The sequence below is a fragment of the Clostridium fungisolvens genome, assembly GCF_014193895.1.
Lineage (GTDB): Bacteria > Bacillota > Clostridia > Clostridiales > Clostridiaceae > Clostridium_AR > Clostridium_AR fungisolvens.
The window spans coordinates 1,647,074-1,663,800 of sequence record NZ_BLZR01000001.1 but is presented as its reverse complement, the minus strand read 5'-3'; the positions used below and the strand labels follow the sequence as shown (position 1 = coordinate 1,663,800).

General features: G+C 31.6%; 16 protein-coding genes. 1 reads left to right on the top strand and 15 read right to left on the bottom strand.

Features of this window, described 5'->3' with window-relative positions; all coding sequences use genetic code 11:
• Positions 1–74: 74 nt before the first annotated feature.
• From bsdtw1_RS06875 to bsdtw1_RS06830, 10 genes are all read right to left on the bottom strand, one after another.
• Positions 75–356, bottom strand: coding sequence for a YjcN family protein (locus bsdtw1_RS06875; protein ID WP_183276858.1), 282 nt, complete (start codon positions 354–356; stop codon positions 75–77).
• A gap of 58 nt (positions 357–414) precedes the next feature.
• A complete protein-coding gene (locus tag bsdtw1_RS06870) occupies positions 415–2,790 on the bottom strand; it encodes a preprotein translocase subunit SecA (protein WP_183276857.1) in 2,376 nt (791 codons plus the stop codon).
• A gap of 233 nt (positions 2,791–3,023) precedes the next feature.
• A complete protein-coding gene (locus tag bsdtw1_RS06865) occupies positions 3,024–3,722 on the bottom strand; it encodes an SAM-dependent methyltransferase (protein WP_205245272.1) in 699 nt (232 codons plus the stop codon).
• Between the two features lie 204 nt (positions 3,723–3,926).
• Positions 3,927–5,360 carry a DHA2 family efflux MFS transporter permease subunit gene (locus tag bsdtw1_RS06860; protein ID WP_183276856.1) on the bottom strand — a complete coding sequence of 478 codons (1,434 nt, stop codon included), beginning with the start codon at positions 5,358–5,360 and terminating at the stop codon, positions 3,927–3,929.
• Positions 5,361–5,471: 111 nt separating this feature from the next.
• The gene (locus bsdtw1_RS06855) at positions 5,472–6,041 is read right to left on the bottom strand and encodes a TetR/AcrR family transcriptional regulator (protein WP_183276855.1); all 570 of its coding nucleotides are present in this window, start codon (positions 6,039–6,041) and stop codon (positions 5,472–5,474) included.
• 203 nt (positions 6,042–6,244) lie between these two features.
• The gene (locus bsdtw1_RS06850) at positions 6,245–7,033 is read right to left on the bottom strand and encodes an ABC transporter permease (protein ID WP_183276854.1); all 789 of its coding nucleotides are present in this window, start codon (positions 7,031–7,033) and stop codon (positions 6,245–6,247) included.
• 4 nt (positions 7,034–7,037) lie between these two features.
• A complete protein-coding gene (locus bsdtw1_RS06845) occupies positions 7,038–7,856 on the bottom strand; it encodes an ABC transporter permease (RefSeq protein WP_183276853.1) in 819 nt (272 codons plus the stop codon).
• On the bottom strand, positions 7,856–8,863 hold the full coding sequence (locus bsdtw1_RS06840; protein ID WP_183276852.1) for an ABC transporter ATP-binding protein: 1,008 nt from the start codon (positions 8,861–8,863) through the stop codon (positions 7,856–7,858). The genes bsdtw1_RS06845 and bsdtw1_RS06840 overlap by 1 nt, the downstream gene beginning before the upstream one ends.
• 713 nt (positions 8,864–9,576) lie before the next feature.
• Complete coding sequence (locus bsdtw1_RS06835) at positions 9,577–10,701, bottom strand: SGNH/GDSL hydrolase family protein (protein ID WP_183276851.1); 1,125 nt, start codon at positions 10,699–10,701, stop codon at positions 9,577–9,579.
• A gap of 112 nt (positions 10,702–10,813) precedes the next feature.
• A complete protein-coding gene (locus bsdtw1_RS06830) occupies positions 10,814–11,449 on the bottom strand; it encodes a flavodoxin family protein (protein WP_183276850.1) in 636 nt (211 codons plus the stop codon).
• Between the two features lie 333 nt (positions 11,450–11,782).
• On the opposite strand from bsdtw1_RS06830, the gene bsdtw1_RS06825 reads away from it, so the two are divergent.
• Positions 11,783–12,142 carry a winged helix-turn-helix transcriptional regulator gene (locus bsdtw1_RS06825; protein ID WP_183276849.1) on the top strand — a complete coding sequence of 120 codons (360 nt, stop codon included), beginning with the start codon at positions 11,783–11,785 and terminating at the stop codon, positions 12,140–12,142.
• Positions 12,143–12,277: 135 nt separating this feature from the next.
• Here bsdtw1_RS06825 and bsdtw1_RS06820 read toward each other — a convergent pair whose 3' ends face one another.
• The 5 genes from bsdtw1_RS06820 to bsdtw1_RS06800 form a co-directional block, all read right to left on the bottom strand.
• Positions 12,278–13,129: a pentapeptide repeat-containing protein gene (locus bsdtw1_RS06820; protein WP_183276848.1), complete on the bottom strand. Its 852-nt coding sequence runs from the start codon at positions 13,127–13,129 to the stop codon at positions 12,278–12,280.
• Between the two features lie 216 nt (positions 13,130–13,345).
• Positions 13,346–13,990 (bottom strand): YidC/Oxa1 family membrane protein insertase, encoded by a 645-nt coding sequence (locus bsdtw1_RS06815; RefSeq protein WP_183276847.1) that lies wholly within the window; start codon positions 13,988–13,990, stop codon positions 13,346–13,348.
• Between the two features lie 486 nt (positions 13,991–14,476).
• Complete coding sequence (locus bsdtw1_RS06810) at positions 14,477–15,190, bottom strand: histidine phosphatase family protein (protein ID WP_183276846.1); 714 nt, start codon at positions 15,188–15,190, stop codon at positions 14,477–14,479.
• A 123-nt stretch (positions 15,191–15,313) separates the two neighbouring features.
• Positions 15,314–15,571: a hypothetical protein gene (locus bsdtw1_RS06805; RefSeq protein ID WP_183276845.1), complete on the bottom strand. Its 258-nt coding sequence runs from the start codon at positions 15,569–15,571 to the stop codon at positions 15,314–15,316.
• A 102-nt stretch (positions 15,572–15,673) separates the two neighbouring features.
• Positions 15,674–16,723 carry an ROK family protein gene (locus bsdtw1_RS06800; protein WP_183276844.1) on the bottom strand — a complete coding sequence of 350 codons (1,050 nt, stop codon included), beginning with the start codon at positions 16,721–16,723 and terminating at the stop codon, positions 15,674–15,676.
• Positions 16,724–16,727: the final 4 nt, after the last annotated feature.

Here is a 16,727-nt window from a genome sequence, read left to right as displayed (position 1 = left end):
TACTTCTTCCAATTTTTAAATTTATTTTATAGAGTTGCCTCGGTTTGTAATATAAGAAGATTGTGTACTGATTTTTAGCCCCCACCAGTTCCATTCCAGTTTATATACCAAAGTCCATTTTTCTTAATAAAAGCATAATGGTCTGGCCCGATGGCAGGATTCTTACAGGCATAGAACTGACCATAGTGTGAATCTATATTTGCCTTATAAACATCTGTAGTAAATGCTGTAGTAAAATATCCGTTAAAGAATAAATTGCTCCTAATTAATCTTTCTGGTGTTGCATGAATATATAAGTATCCACCTACGAATACAAGTACTACTATTAAAATAGTAACCCTTTTTAGAGTCCTCATATAACATTCCCCACTTTATCAAAATCAAAGCATTTTTTACAGTTATTAGTTTAATTTATTATATATCTTTATTAAAAAGCTTATAATACACTCCTTCTATATCAAACATCAATGCAGAAAAATGTTTCTTTAAACTTTTGTTACCTAATAGTTTCCCCACTTCCACCACTGCAACTATTGCTAACATCCCGATTCCCAGAATGCCATCAAGGGAGTTATCATTCACAAAATACGTCCAAGTAGAAAGCGGCGGTTTATTCCTCTCATTAATTTCTTCAAAGGTAATTTCTGAATTTTGAAGTTTTATATAATCATTCTTTATAGACTCTTCTATTTCCTGCTGTAGCACTTCAAACTCTTCCACTAAAGTTAAATTAAACACTGTTAATGGATTTTTACCACCTAAGATATTAAGATGAATTCCTTCTTTAAGATTAGCGATTTTATCAAGATAATCTGCCCAGCCTTTATCAATATGAAATAATCTTAGATTTCTTTTAAATTGTTCAATCTCAGAATAAGTATATTTTAGTTTTAACTTCTCGTATAAGATTGAAAAATCTTTATGCAAAATCTCATCGTTAAATTCACCATTAATTATTTCTATACGGTTATTGTACATGCATTGTCTTTGATCGTTTAATATAAAGGAGAACTTATATAATTCTCGTCTTAAATCGGAGTTCTTTCCTTGAACAATCCTCTGCACTTGGTTTATTTTATAGTTGAATATAGGCTTTGATAATGGCTCATTCATTTGTTTTGGCATTCTTCTTTCTGGAATAATATTCTGTATTCCATACTTTACAATAAGATCATCTTCAAGACTTACAAAGAATCTTGTTATCCCTGGATCACCTTGTCTCCCAGATCTTCCTTTTAACTGTTTATCAATTCGCAGACTCTCATGAAGATTTATTCCAATAACGTATAGGCCACCTAACTCTTTAATTTTTTCTCTTTCTACTCCTTCAGGACCACCAAGTAATATATCAATTCCTCGTCCAGCCATATTAGTTGAAACAGTAACAGCTCCCAAAACCCCTGCTCTTTCAATTATCTTCGCCTCTAACTCATCATTTTTGGCATTTAGTACTTGGCAGTTAACTCCACTACTTAATAGTTTATCTGCTAAATCTGAAGACTCTTTTACACTGCTAGTTCCTATTAGGATAGGTTGACCAGTCAAATGTACTTTTTTTATTTCCATAACCAATGCTTTGTATTTTGCTTCCTTATGTGTAAACACATAATTTGGTAGATCTTTTCTGATAGATTTACGATTAGATGGTATTACTGCAATCTCCATGCCATAAACATCATATAGCTCATATTCTGCATCAACAGCAGTTCCTGTCATACCAGCTACACCTTCATACAACCCAATAAAATGTTGCAGAGTTATTTGCGTTATAATTCTCCCTTTTGACTGCACATCTAAGTTTTCCTTAGTTTCTAATGCCCCTTGAAGTCCATCCGGCCAATGCCTGTTCTTTGCAACTCGCCCTGTAAACTCATCTACCATTTCAATCTTGCCATCTCTTACAATATAATCTATATCCTTCTCTAAAAGCACATCAGCATAAAGAGCACTATTTACTTTTCTTAATAAATCGAAGTTTTCTTCAGCATACAGGTTTCCACATCCAAGATACTCCTCAATATGATCTATACCACTATCTGTTAAATACACATTTATCGAATACTCATCAGTAGTGTAATCATATGAAGGATTTAATGTTGCTACAGCTTCTCTAACTTTTCTAAGATTTAACTCTTTTTCATCTGAACTAGAAGCTATTACAAGTGGAACTCTTGCTTCATCTATTAATATTGAATCAGCTTCATCTATAATTGCGAAGTAAAAAGGTCTATGTATTAAATCTTCTTTACTGTAGCAAATGGAATCCCTAAGATAGTCAAACCCTGCTTCCTTTGCCGTAACATATGTTATGTCACAAGCATAAGCTTCCTTCTTTTCATTTACACTCATATTTTCTTGAATAAATCCAACGGTTACTCCTAATGCTTCATATATTGGTTTCATCCAAAGGGCATCTCTCTTTGCTAAATAGTCATTGAAGGTAAGTATATGTACCCCTTTTTTTAAAATACTCAGTAGATATGCTGGAAACACAGCTGTAAGTGTTTTTCCTTCACCTGTCTGCATTTCAATTAACTTTCTTTCGCTAAGTGCTACAGCTGCTAGTAACTGCACATCATAAACGTCAAGACCTAAAGTTCTTTTTACAGCCTCTTTCACTAGTGCAAAACCATCTACAAGAAGTTCACTAGCTATCTTTCCGTTAGACGCTAGCTCCCTTAACTTTTTTGACCTACTTAATAATTCCTCATTACTTAAAGATCTATAGTCAACCCTTTTAATTGCTTCTACTATACTTTTATAATTATTCATAATAGCTTTTTTAAGCATTTCAATTCCCTCCTTTGACTTTATACTCATAGGATAAAACCCTAATATATAATATTAAAATCTCAAACTCTCACTTACTTCGAAAATTACAATACAACTCTTTTAAACAGAAAATATTTATAATAATCTTATATTACCATATTGTGTAAATGTTACAATATGCGGTTGCAATAAAACGAAAAAAGTTGGTACACATGAATTATCGATTTCATATGCCCCAACTCTTATTTGTTTTATTTTTTAATTGCAGTCATTGCTATAAGTGTTAGATAATTTTCTATATCAGCATCATGAAGATCAAAATCAGCAGTGGATCTCCATAACTCTTTTCCATCTTCTATTGTCTCTGCATAAGTCACATCAACAATACCAGTCTTACTCCATAATTCCTTCCACCAGCTAGCACTGTGGAAACAATACATATCTGGTTCCCAAAACTCTTTCATTTTCTCAGGTAGACCATTTGTGAATTCTCTTGTAAGCCCAGGGCTCACAATTCCAAATTGCCCACCTTTCTTTACTAACTTTGAATAATAATTAGGAAAATAAATTTCATCAGTTCCAAAATAGTGGTATGCATCAATACTAATAGCAGCATCAAAATATTCTTCAGCATAAGGCAACGAATGAGCCTCTGCTCGAATTGGGAATACTTTATCTTCTACCCCCATCTCCACAAAACGATGATAATTATCAGTTGGATTTATCCATAGATCATTTGCAAATACAGTTACCCCAAATTCCTTAGCAAGAAATATTGAAGTTAATCCCATTCCGCAACCCATATCTAATACACGCATATCAGGTTTTAAATCCATCTTTTCACAAAGAATCTCTATTAACCACATTGCATTTGGTCCAAGCATTTTGTTTTCTTCAAAAAACTTTCCATACCTTTTATAATAGCTTTCAGTTTTTATAAAATTTCTCATTTATTTAATACTCTCCTTTAATATGTTATTCTTATTTTCTTTAACCAAATAAAGGTGATAAAAGAATAACACGCAAGGCGATAATATTTAAAAGTATCTCAGGCGTGTTATTCAAAAACCACCCTTAATACACTGCTCTTTCTATTAAACATAAAGACACTTCCTTTCAAATATGCTAAAAATATTTTACCATGCATATCCATATTATGCAGCTTTTATTTCTTCTTGAGCTTTTTTCTTAGTTTCTCCAAAAGAAACGGATAAAACAAGACCTGCTATTACAATACCAAAGGCTACTAAAGCTGCAGTTGAAAAACCTTTTGCCACTGCCGCTTCATTTGTCCCATTGCCTAAGGCTAAAGTCTTAACTTGAACTGCTGACATTATTCCAATGAAAAGTGAAGATCCAATGGCAGCTGAAACTTGCTGAAGTGTATTCACTATTGCAACTCCATCAGGATAATATTTCTTAGGCAATTGATTTAAGGAATGTGTTTGAGAAGGTGACATAGTGAAACCTACTCCTATGCACAAACATATATATGTTATTACAACTCTAACCAATGATGTTTCGTCAGTAGAAAAAGATAGCATAAGTGTAAATATAGCTATTATAGCTATCCCCATAGGTACTAAACGCTTCACACCAATCTTATCATATAATTTCCCACCTATTGGCGTTGCTATTCCGTTAAAGATTACAGCTGGTAATAGTGAAAGAGCTGCAACAAAACTTGTTTTTCCAAGAGATCCTTCTAAATACATGGGTAACATTACATTCATAGTGAACATAACCATCATAGACACCATAACTAATAATACACCTATTACAAACTTAGGATACTTAAACGGGGATAGATTAAGCATAGGCTCGTCTAGAATAAGTTGTCGCTTTACGAAAATTGTAGTTGCAATAAGTCCCAGTATGAAGCTTGCTAAAGCAATTTTAATATCACTACCACTAATACTGCTTATTCCATATATTATAGCCCCAAGGCCTAAAGTAGATAACATGACTGATATAATATCTAACTTTGGATTTGTAAGCTCCGCAATATTTACTAAGATTAGGCTTCCAGCAATCATAACTAACATTATGACTGGAATTAAAGTAATAAATAAAACATGCCAACTAAAGTACTGTAATATTATTCCTGATACTGTTGGTCCAAACGCAGGCCCAAGTGATATGGCTGAAACACATATAGCCATTGATGCCCCAATTTTCTCTTTTGGCGCCACTAATAATACTGTATTCATCATAATTGGAATCATCATTCCTGTTCCAGATGCTTGAATCATCCTTGATATTAATAGCATACTAAAAGATTTAGAAAATACTGCTAATATAGTTCCTACAAGCAATAGCCCTAATGCACTTAAAAATAAGTTTTTAGTCTTAAAGCTTTGTATTAGAAAAGCAGTAACAGGCACCATTACAGATGTAACTATCATATATGCTGTAATTATCCACTGAACTGTTCCTGCATTAACTCCCATTTCTTTCATGATTCCCGATAACGCAACATTTAATATAGTTTCATTAAATGTTGCAATAAATGCACTTAGTACTAGTACTGCTATGATTGCTGTTGAATTCACCTTTTTTGCAGTATTAACTTTGTTTTTTGCTTCCATTAATTCTCCTCCATTCATTAGACCAGTCTACATAATTAAGACTCATAAAAATAGAGTATCTAAAGATATTTTGTATTTAAGTGTAATCTTTAGATAACTCTTAATAAACTTTTATACTTTTATTAGTGTTTTAATTTGCTTAGCTGCTGTTCTCAAAGCTTCACCATTTTTTCTAGTTAAACTAAGGATTATAGCTCCTTCTGTCAATGATAAAATAAGCGTTGCTATTTCTTTAGCTCTATCTTTATCTACACCATACTCTGTAAGTTTCTCAAAATATATATCTTCTATAGAAGAAAAGGTTTGTTCACAGGCTTCACGTAAAATTTCACTTGTATCATAGATTTCTAAAGCTAATAAACTTATTGACATATCTCTTAGCTTCTTCTCGTTTTCTAATATTTCAGCTAAACCTATGATATTAGCTGTAATACCTTCAATTGGGTTATTGAATCTATCTAAGGATTTTTTTAAGTTCTTAGTTATCTTATCACGTGCAAATTTAATTGATTCTAAAGCAAGCTCTTCTTTTCCATTTGGAAAATGATAATAGAAAGAACCTTTTGGAGCTCCGCTTTCCTTAAGTATTTCATTTAATCCAGTTGCATGATATCCTTTTATTTCAAAAAGTCTACATGACGTCTCTATAAATTTAGCTTTTGCATTTGTATTAATTCCCATAAGCTTATTAAATTTACACCTTTCAAATTTATTATGGTGACTGGTCTACATGTAGATTATAATTATAATTTTCCATAATTTCAACATATTTTTTATTTTTATTTTGGATTTTCAAAAATCCCCCTTATAACTAAGAGGGATTTTAAAAGTATAGGCATTATATCTTATTTAGAGATTTTATTTGGAACAGGCTTATCTATAGACTAACTTCCTGAACTCTCATAACTCTTAATTCCTCGATTCCAGAGTCCATATGCAAGTATCCAGGCCACGCCTGCACAAAGTATGGTTCCTCCTACTCCATAAACAAAACTGACCTTACCTAACATATATTCTGCAGGAACAAATGCGGTAAAAGCAAAAGGAACAATAAACTGAACTACAATACTTATTGCCCTTGGATAAATACTTATTGGATATTTTGCAAAAGTACTGATGTTATAAACCATAAAAACAAGGTTTATAGAATTTTTAATCCAAAAAGCAAAGGATGCAAAAAACAACTTTATGGAGGTATAGATTACCGATCCAGCAAATACTAATATTATGAAAATTAGTATATTCAATATAGATATAGAGATATTTATCTTAGGTACTGAAATAGCTAAAATCACTATTCCTACAATAATTTCTCCAAAGGCATCAGGTTGAAATCTCTCAGATATCATTTGAAAAAATGGGTTTATCGGTCTTACTAAATATCTATCAAATGTTCCTTGAATCACCATATCTCTTGCAAAAATCCAAATGTTATCCATAATTAAATGATCTATCCCTCTAGGTAACTGTGCAAATCCGTAGATAAATAACATATCATAATAACTCCACCCATTCAGGGTTGGGATATTGTTAAATACTAGGTTAATAAAAGCTATACCAGAGGCTTGGATTAAGAAAAATCCGAACAACCCAAAGAAAAAATCCACTTTATATTCCATTAGGCTCTTTAAATATTGGATTAAAAACTTTTTATAAAGCTTAACATATCTCATAACATCAACCTCCAAGTATGGTTAGTTTCTTCATTGATCTATTCCACATGAAAGTGCTTAAGAGAGCAAGTAGAACTATCCAAACCACTTGAACTAATAAACTACTTAGGATTTCATAGCCTTTTATCTTTCCTAGATATATCATTATGGGAGTATAATTCATCGATGAAAAAGGTACAAACTTCAATACATTCTGAAACCAGTGTGGAAAAAACACTAATGGTATTAGAGACCCTGAGCAAAATTCAATAACTGCTGCTTGTATTTGAGAGATACCCCACAGATTTGTAAAAGTAAAGGCCAGTAACCCAACGCAATAGTTAAAGAAAAAGAGAACAAAATATGCTAATATGCAACTAATTAAATATAATCCTAAAGTCATTATATCCGGTGGAAGCTCTCCAATAGTTATATATCTCACAATCAACAATATTACCCATAAAGGTACAGCTGCAAATATTAGAAAAGCTGCTGTTCCTCCAAAGCATTGAAAAAGCACTCTTCCCATGAAATTTATAGGCTTGATTAACGACATAGCTATGGATCCGTCCCTAACTTCTCCTCCTACAAAATAAGTTGCATTATTATCTAATATTCCAGCTGTTATCCTACTCATAAATACATATAAAGCCATCTCAGCAGCTGTAAAACCATACATAACTCCTTGAGGAGAATTAGCAAAGATAGCTTTCCAAAGATAATAAACTACAAAGGTCGCTATTATATTTCCTAATATGAACATGTACACATTTGCTCTATAGGCTACAAATCTTTGAATAGAACATTTTAAGAAAGGCATATAGACTTTTGCTAACCTTTTCATTAAACGCTCACCTCATTCCTATATATCTTCTTAATTATCTCCTCTATGCTTGTTTCTTTGATTGATACATCTATTACTGGGCACTCTTTCATAATTACATATATTATATCTGATACAGGGATTTTATTTTTGTTAAAGGTTACTATTACTGAGCCATCCCCTTCTTCTATAAATAAGTCTTCCTTTGAGAAATTTAGTGACTTATTAATGTCAAAACTTTTAAACACTTCAGTACTTTTTACTTTAATCTCTACTTGACTCATGTACCCAAAGGTACTCTTTATTGCTTCAATGCTTCCATCATAGATTTTCTTACCATTATCTATAATTATTATTCTGTTACAAAGTTCTTCAATATCATTTAGATCATGAGTAGTTAATATAACGGTTGTGCCAAATTCTTTATTTATTTCCTTAATGGCTTTTCTTACTTTTTCCTTGACCATTACATCAAGTCCAATGGTTGGTTCATCTAGATATAATATTTTAGGGTTATGAAGAAGTGATGCTGCAAGATCGGCCCTCATTCTTTGACCTAAGGAAAGACTTCTTACAGGTGTTGCCATGAATTCGCCAAGTCCCAATACGTCGTCCAAAAACTTCATCCTATACTCAAAATCCTCATTTGAAACTTCATATATTTCTTTCAACACGGTGAAGGTTTCTCTTAAGGCTAAGTCCCACCAAAGCTGAGTTCTTTGTCCAAAAACTACTCCTATTTTCTTTGCATTTTCTGTCCTATTTTCATATGGCACTATACCATCTACAGTGACTTTGCCGCTGGAGGGTGTAAGTATTCCAGTCATCATCTTTATTGTGGTAGACTTACCTGCACCATTAGCGCCTATATAACCTACTATCTCACCTTTATTTATTGTGAAGGTCATGTTGTCAACTGCCTTTTTCAAAGTATAATCTCTTGAGAATAATCCTTTAAATGCTCCCTTAAGCCCTTCTTGCTTCTTTACTGTTTTAAATTCTTTACAAACATTCTCTAATACGATCATGTATTAACCTCCTAGCTTCAACATATAAAGATAACTCTACTAACCTTATTGTTCTTTAACAACTTATATTGAAGCACATATTTATTAAATATTATTAGTTTCTTAATATTGCTAGTGCTTATTACTTAGTCACAAATATTTTTATTTATTACTCACAATAAAATGCAACCGATTGCATAAAAAGATGTAAACAGCCGGTTCATCGCTACTTTTTCATTGTAGTTTGCTTTTACTTAGTTGTCAATATATGTAACTGCTTTTTGTAACAACCTATAAAGCTCACTTTTTTATTCATCTTCCTTTAAGGATATACATTAGAAACCTTACAGGCGCATAATTTTTATTTTTTATTGAATAGCCAAAGGATTTCTAAAACCATTTAAGTATGTAGCTTTAACATTCATAGAAACCTGATGCCTTTCTTTACAATAAAAAAGTCGCTGAAGCGACCTTCTTCAGTGAGCCTTTTTAACGCATCTGCCTTTCAGAATGTATATGAGGAAAATCTGGCACGCGGATATGATTTTTTTTTTACTGTTAACCCTAAACAGCTGTTCTAAACCCTTGATATTACTAGGTTTAGCTAATAAAAAATTTCAAACTTTCCTATACAGTAAATAAGAACCCTCATTATTATGAGAATTCTTATATTATCTACACTAAAAACTTATTTATATAAGCTATCAATCAAAGTTTTTGTCTTTATACTAATGTTATTTCAACAACTCTTTTATATATCCACTTAGTTCTATTGCTGCTTTTTTATGAGATAACAAGCCAGGGTGATTCCTTGCGCCAACTGTTTCTTCTGTGGTGTTTGGAAGTTGGAATACAGTTACCTTGTTATCTTTTGTTGCTTTAACATAGATGTCTACAGCTCGATAGATAGCTGGCATCATAGGTATACCAAGCATTCCATATGCCCATATAATTTGAGCTTTCTTATTATATTTTCTAATCTGAACTAGAAAATTATAAACTGCCTCCTCAAAGGCTTGTAAATCTTCTCTATTATAAGTACCATCTTCATTCAATCGTTGCTTATGAGTCTTACCACTTATTTCATCTTTCCATTCTGGATTATTGAATGCTCCTGAATCATTTGTCCCAAGATTAACCACTACAACATCTGGTTGCCAGGAATCAAAATCATTTTCTTTAAATGCCCCTAAACTTTCGTTTTCCCCCCCAGTAAGCAATCCGCATACCTTACTATAATATTTAGGTATATTGTAATAAGGATTATTATCCCAGCTTGTATATACTCCCCAACCACTTTGAGAAATAATCCTATAATCTGCATTTATAGCTTCTGATGTAAGATTGCAATAATTATCTATGGCGCTAAACCACATAGGAATCCAATCATCTTCAGCTTTACTTCCTATTGCTCCTTCACCAGAGGTTATGCTATCTCCTATAAATTCAATCTTATATTGTTTTTCTTCTACTGGAAAGAACTCTCCATCAAACTTTACTGCATGTATTTGCATTAAACATTCTGGATCTTCGCTCATAGCCTGTACATCTTTCACTACCTTAATATTTTTTATGACATCTTTATTCATTCCTCTAAATATGCAAATCCAATATCTTCCCGCTACTAGCATTTGTCTACTTACAGGAACTGAATTAATAACTATACTAATCCAAGGTTCACAGACATCATAGTCAACCTCTACTTCAATCCAAAGTTCTGTACCTTTTGCGTTCAATTCAATAGCACTACCTGTCCAGAATAATGTAAGAGGTGAAATACATCCAGTGGTCCTTCCATGAACTTTTAAATTTTCTATATCACATAATTTTTGTATCTTCAATTTTTCATTTTCTCTCACTATTTCCTCACTCCTAACTTTTATACTACTTTGAATTATATCACTGTAGTACTTTTTCCAGAATAAGTTTCTAGTTAATCTAAAGAAAAATGAAAATATTCTACAAAAATACTTATCTTATAAAATTAGTATATATTTTATCTTCTCTTTTATTTTCTTCTACGGTACCTGCCCCTGCCTTAACAAGCTTTAATAACCATGCCATATTTTTACCTAATACACTCATAATTTGCATTCCCTCTTCATCTTGTAGTGCTTCTCCAGGTGCTGTTCCATTGACTACATTCCAATAATTAGATGTAGGCATTAACATTTCAGAATAATTTAAATAATTATTTAACTGATTGAACACAGGAACTCCTCCAGCTCTTCTTACAGCCACAACACTTGCACCAACCTTATGTCTAAGCATTCCATTATTAATGGACGTAACGTAAAATGCTCTATCTAGAAATGACTTCATAGTTCCTGGTATAGCAGCATAATGTACAGGTGATCCTAAAATAATCCCATCAGCTTCCTTCATTTTTTGAATCCAGTCATTGACTTCATCATTCTGCATTACACATCTTTCATTCATATTCCTGCTGCATCCACCACAATCCATACATCCACGAATTGTCTTATTACCAACATGAATAATTTCTACCTCTATATTTTCCTTTTCTAATTCAGCAGCCACTGCCTTAATTGCCTCATAAGTATTCCCATTTTTTTTTGGACTCCCATTAAAAGCTACAACTTTCATACTTAATACCTCCACACACTTTAATTTAAAATCATGTGCTTATTATATGGTTCAGTAAATTAAGGCACAAGTACGCACTTTTTAGTTAGATGACTTACTTTTTAGTAAGATTTATGATGTTCTCTATGTTTTAAGGAGAACTAAATTTTATACTATTATCAGACTACATATATTTTTATCACTGGATTTGCAATTATGAGCTTGCTTAATATATACTGTAATTCTAATTAGTATTTAATCGAACTTGATCCTGTTTAGTATTATTGAAATTAAAATTTTTTAATAATTGTATTTTTAGCAAATTGAATCAAAAGGTTGAAAGTAGGTAATTGAATGATTAGTTATAATGGCAAAAAATATGTTTGCTTATTAGATTTTGCTATGGATTTTATTAGAGGTAAGTGGAAAGCTGTTTTGCTTTGTCATTTATACGATGAGCCTAAAAGATTTTTAGAACTTCAACGGATTACTAAAGGCATAAGTCAGAAGGTACTAAATGAAAAGCTTAAGGAATTGGAAGTTGAAGATTTAGTAGATAAGAAGGTTTATGCAGAAATCCCTCCAAAGGTTGAGTATTTCCTTACTGACAAAGGAAAAGATTTAACTAAAATTATTAAAGAAATTGAATCTTGGTCTGTTAAATATTACCCTCACCTAGATGAAGCTTGTAAGCAATCCGATGCTACAGACTAACTTTAATATAATAGATTATAAAAATAACAACATCGTAAAATCCTAACTTTTAAATTTTACGATGTTTTAAACTGCCTTAAAATTGTAAATATAAAGTGCTCTTAAATAAAAAGTTCATTTTAAATCTTTTTTTAATTACTTAATCCAATGACTTGGACGTACTACCCTCAATGGAAGTGTTGTACTAACATCTCCCTTTGCTGCATTTATTTGCGCTTGATTAAGAAATATTGCATCTCCAAGATTTGAGCCGCAAAGATCAGCGTCTCTTAGGTCTGCTCCTATTAAATCTGCTCCACTCAAGTCAACACCTTTAAGATTTGCAGCAATTAGACATGTACCTCTCAGATCTGCACCTTTAAGATCCATGTTCCTCATATCAGTACCGAAATAGTCAAACCTTTTAGCACTTGGCCTTCTCTTTTTACCGCTATATTTCCCTACATTTTTAGCATTATTACGCACCATCTCACTGGTATTTCTAAGAAACATATTAACCTTATTTCTATGAGCTTCTACATCAAGTTTTAAAAGTTCTTCAGCATCCAGAAGCGTAATCTCCTCTGTTCTATTAATTAATAATCCTATTTCTTGTTTTATTTGACTCTCATTATGAATATTAAAAGCTTCAGTTAGATACCATAACATTTCATGAAGCTGTCTCATTACTAGAAAAGCTTCGAACATTTGCTTGGAAACTTCAGGTACTTTACGCCAGTCTTCTCCATCATAAGTTACTTGAGCTATCTTTTGACCTGCACCAAAGCATTCATATGCAGTACAGCCTTTAAGTCCCTTACCTATAAGACTCGTATGAACAGAACAGGTAAAATCCTCCTTTAAATTTATGCAAGGCTTACCTGCCTCTTTGTTGGTTGGAAAACCATCTGAAGCTGAAAAGTACAAAGCTATACAGCACAAGCCGAAACAGTTTTTACAATCAGCTTTTAGCTCCTTATTAAATTTGTCTTTATCTATATATAACATACTCATTTACCTCATATAAAAAAAGTGTAATAAATTTTTCACCCTAACATTATATCATACAAAATATACTTTTCTGTTAAAGGCTTTACAAAATAATGAAACTTGCTCTGGTTTTAAACTAATGCTTATATTTTTTTCAAAGTAAAAAACAAAACATCTCACTAATGATTTTGAATAGTGAGATGTTAAAAGTTTTATATATTAATAATTAGATTTTTAAGCAACAAGTTCTCTTCTTCTTACATAAATCCTAAAGATTATTTCTTCTATAGCAGAAAATAAACTCGTAGTTATTAGATATAGTCCAAGTGCAATAGGAGCTTTAAAAGTTATTATTGCACTCATTATACTGGATACTAATATATTAGTCTTACTAATTTTAGCCTGAGTTGTTATGCTTAGAAATGGTACATAAGGTAGTAAGTTTGGAATTAACACTGATATTACATAGGCAGTAGGTATAATGAAGAAATTATCTGCCATTTTTAAACTTGCTACCCAAGGAACGAGCATAGTTGCCGTGCTCATTGGCATCTTTAATATCACATTGTATAATGCAAAAAATATAGGTAGTTGAAGAAAGCTCGTTAAACATCCTAAAATACTTTTTGAATTTTCCTGATAATATTTTTGTGTTTCACTTTCTAATTTTACTTTATTATCCTTATATTTTTCTTTTATTTCCTCTAGCCCTTTTGCAAGTTTTTGCTGTTCCTGCATTCCAAACTTCTGTCTAAAAGATAATGGTATTAACACTACCCTCACCGCTAATGTAAGGAGTATTATAGCTATACCAAAATCCCCTGTTATATTAAAGAAATAACCAAGTATCGAATTTAATAGATTTGAAATGATGTTCATAATTTTCCTCCTAATTAGTAAAGTATATTAAGATACATCACTTCATCTAAAAAAGCTCACAATACCGCCAAATGTCATATTTTTCATAGGAAAAATAGCTTTCTTTTATCATAAACCTAGAAAAATCTAGAGCTTTTGAATATGTCTTCTTTATGTAATTATATTTAAATCTTTTTATACAATTTCTTGCTTCTCTAATAGTATAGGCAATAAAACCTATAAAGAATATTAGAATAAGGAATACTTGTATACTGTTCAGTAATTCCGCTCTCATAAAGTTACCTCGTCACTAAGATATATATGAATTATACCACTTTATGAGTTATTATCAACCACCTTAATGATATTTAATAAATTCTTTAGCTTAAGCTGTGATTGTTTCCATAGAAAGAGGCAAGTTATTGTATAAGAGTTTGATTTATTAGTATAAATAAAGCATTCTTTTATATCTTTCAATATAAAAGAATGCTTATAACATATTTGTGATTAGCTAATTACACGCTTCATAGCTTTACCTTTTTCACAATAGCTAGTATCATTTACAGATTCAACTGTAAAATTCCCATCTTTGTATACTATCTTTGATATACTTGAATTTTCCATATGTCTTAAATCAAAGCTATTATCCAAATAACTTATAACTAGTCTAATTATCCCTCCATGAGATACTACAAGCACATTTTCATCACTATCACTAGAATTTTGTAGGCATATCTCTTTTAAAGCTTCCATAATTCTTTTTAATGCTGTGTCATGATCTTCTGCTTCCTTTGTTTCATCTAAAGCAGCAATGGAATTTACATACTCCTTTTGAAAATCATATTTTTCTATTGCTTCTTCAAAGGAACTTACATTAAGGTAATTAAGAATAGCATTGAACTTAACTCGTTCAAGTTCTCCTTCAAACTTTCCGAAGTATACTTCTCTTAATCCTTCCACTTCTCTTAATTCTAAAGTATCACTGGCTCTGTTTTCCTTGATTACAATCTTTGCAGTTTTTGTAGCTCTACCTAGGTCACTGCTATAAACTGCCTTAAATTTAATATCACTTACCCCAAGTCCAACATTTACAGCAACTTCTGTTCCTTCTTTTGTAAGTACTCCATCACACCAACCTTGCACTCTTTCAGCCTTGTTTAAAATAGTTTGTCCGTGTCTCATTAGATATAAAGTAACTTTTCCTATTTTCTTCTCGCTCATTTTTCCTCCATATAAAAATCTCACCTAACATCAAAGAGATTTTAGATTATATACCATTTAATTATACTTGTACTACATATAGCACTTACTAGTTTAGATTCAATTCCTATTGATTTTAAATATCTACTTTTCATTATTTATTAAATCAGTAAATTTACTCTTTCTTTTATTATATAGTATCATTAGTGACCTTAGTAATTCATCATCACTATAGCTTTGCTTGACTTCAAGCTTAGCTTCAACTATAGTGATCTTTTTTATTAGCATTTCTAGTATAAACTGAGTATCTTGCAATAATTGAAGCATAATTATATTTTTTTCGTGATCCTTGTCATCATCCTCATAATTTCCATCATCATTTTCATAATTAAATTCAATCATTCTATATCTCCTATATATTACTTACTTGAATATATTTAAAAATAACTATCAAACCTATCGCTCTAATCTTTTGCTTTGAAGTTTCAAAAAATTGAAAGCAAGTTATAATCTTTTTGTTGTCACTAGTCTAATCCCTGAATTCATTTCTTCTATAGTAAGGTGCATTATTCCAGAAATATAATCCTCTCTATAGTCTTCTGCGTGTATGATTTTAGGTCTAACATTCTGTGGAATATACCTAGAACAATATTCATTTATTAAATCTAAATTATACTCTTCAAATGCGTCTCCACCTATTACAACATACTCTGGATTTACTATACAGCTTAGGTTTCCTATGGCTATTGCTATTGCATTTGCATATTCATCATTTGTGTGCTCTTTCGTAACTGTAGAAGCAAAGGTATCTCCATTGCCAAGTTGAAGAAAAGATATTTCACCAGCATAATTTGAAAATCCTCTAATTAGCATTCCATTAGCTATAATACCTGACCCGATACCAGTAGTCATAAAGTTGATATAAATCATATTTAAAAATTTAGATGAAGAAACTCCATCTTCTTTAAGATGATTATTAGCAAAACCAACTGCTATTGCATTAAGATCATTTTCCATAATGACTGGAATATTATATTTCTTTTCAAGATAATCCTGGACATTAAAGTTATGCCATTCTTCTAATTTTGTCCCTGTAAAAAGGCGTCCATTGGCTACTGCTGCAGGCACTCCAATACCAATACATTTTATTGAATCAAACTTATCTATTAAGCTATTCAAAACATCTTCCACTGCATTAATTTGTTTAGTTTCAGTGATTTCTACTCGTCCTTCTTCTAATAGTTCTCCAGCTGAATTACCTACTGCATAATCTAAGTATTTATTCTCAACACATAAAGCAACTGCCAGAGAATAATTAAGATTAAGAGTGTATCTTTCAGCCCTTCTACCTCCGCTCGACTCATCGTAACCTTGATTTTGAACCTCGCCCTCTTCTATAAGCTTACTCAGTATAACTCCAACAGTAGTAAGACTTATCCCTGTCTCTTGTACTAATTCTGCCTTAGTTGCAGATTCTAAGTTTTTCAAAGCATTTTTGATTATGTCACTATTTAATCTCTTTAGAATATTAGGCCTTCCAGAAAGTTCACTCATTTCA

What these genes read in the sequence shown, in the direction of transcription:
- bsdtw1_RS06855 (WP_183276855.1), bottom strand. Translation starts at nt 6,041, where the DNA reads ATGGGAATTAATACAAATGCAAAAGCTAAATTTATAGAGACGTCATGT.
- bsdtw1_RS06860 (WP_183276856.1), bottom strand. Translation starts at nt 5,360, where the DNA reads ATGGAAGCAAAAAACAAAGTTAATACTGCAAAAAAGGTGAATTCAACA.
- bsdtw1_RS06825 (WP_183276849.1), top strand. Translation starts at nt 11,783, where the DNA reads ATGATTAGTTATAATGGCAAAAAATATGTTTGCTTATTAGATTTTGCT.
- bsdtw1_RS06815 (WP_183276847.1), bottom strand. Translation starts at nt 13,990, where the DNA reads ATGAACATCATTTCAAATCTATTAAATTCGATACTTGGTTATTTCTTT.
- bsdtw1_RS06805 (WP_183276845.1), bottom strand. Translation starts at nt 15,571, where the DNA reads ATGATTGAATTTAATTATGAAAATGATGATGGAAATTATGAGGATGAT.
- bsdtw1_RS06800 (WP_183276844.1), bottom strand. Translation starts at nt 16,723, where the DNA reads ATGAGTGAACTTTCTGGAAGGCCTAATATTCTAAAGAGATTAAATAGT.
- bsdtw1_RS06820 (WP_183276848.1), bottom strand. Translation starts at nt 13,129, where the DNA reads ATGTTATATATAGATAAAGACAAATTTAATAAGGAGCTAAAAGCTGAT.
- bsdtw1_RS06850 (WP_183276854.1), bottom strand. Translation starts at nt 7,033, where the DNA reads ATGAGATATGTTAAGCTTTATAAAAAGTTTTTAATCCAATATTTAAAG.
- bsdtw1_RS06830 (WP_183276850.1), bottom strand. Translation starts at nt 11,449, where the DNA reads ATGAAAGTTGTAGCTTTTAATGGGAGTCCAAAAAAAAATGGGAATACT.
- bsdtw1_RS06845 (WP_183276853.1), bottom strand. Translation starts at nt 7,856, where the DNA reads ATGAAAAGGTTAGCAAAAGTCTATATGCCTTTCTTAAAATGTTCTATT.
- bsdtw1_RS06875 (WP_183276858.1), bottom strand. Translation starts at nt 356, where the DNA reads ATGAGGACTCTAAAAAGGGTTACTATTTTAATAGTAGTACTTGTATTC.
- bsdtw1_RS06810 (WP_183276846.1), bottom strand. Translation starts at nt 15,190, where the DNA reads ATGAGCGAGAAGAAAATAGGAAAAGTTACTTTATATCTAATGAGACAC.
- bsdtw1_RS06865 (WP_205245272.1), bottom strand. Translation starts at nt 3,722, where the DNA reads ATGAGAAATTTTATAAAAACTGAAAGCTATTATAAAAGGTATGGAAAG.
- bsdtw1_RS06840 (WP_183276852.1), bottom strand. Translation starts at nt 8,863, where the DNA reads ATGATCGTATTAGAGAATGTTTGTAAAGAATTTAAAACAGTAAAGAAG.
- bsdtw1_RS06870 (WP_183276857.1), bottom strand. Translation starts at nt 2,790, where the DNA reads ATGCTTAAAAAAGCTATTATGAATAATTATAAAAGTATAGTAGAAGCA.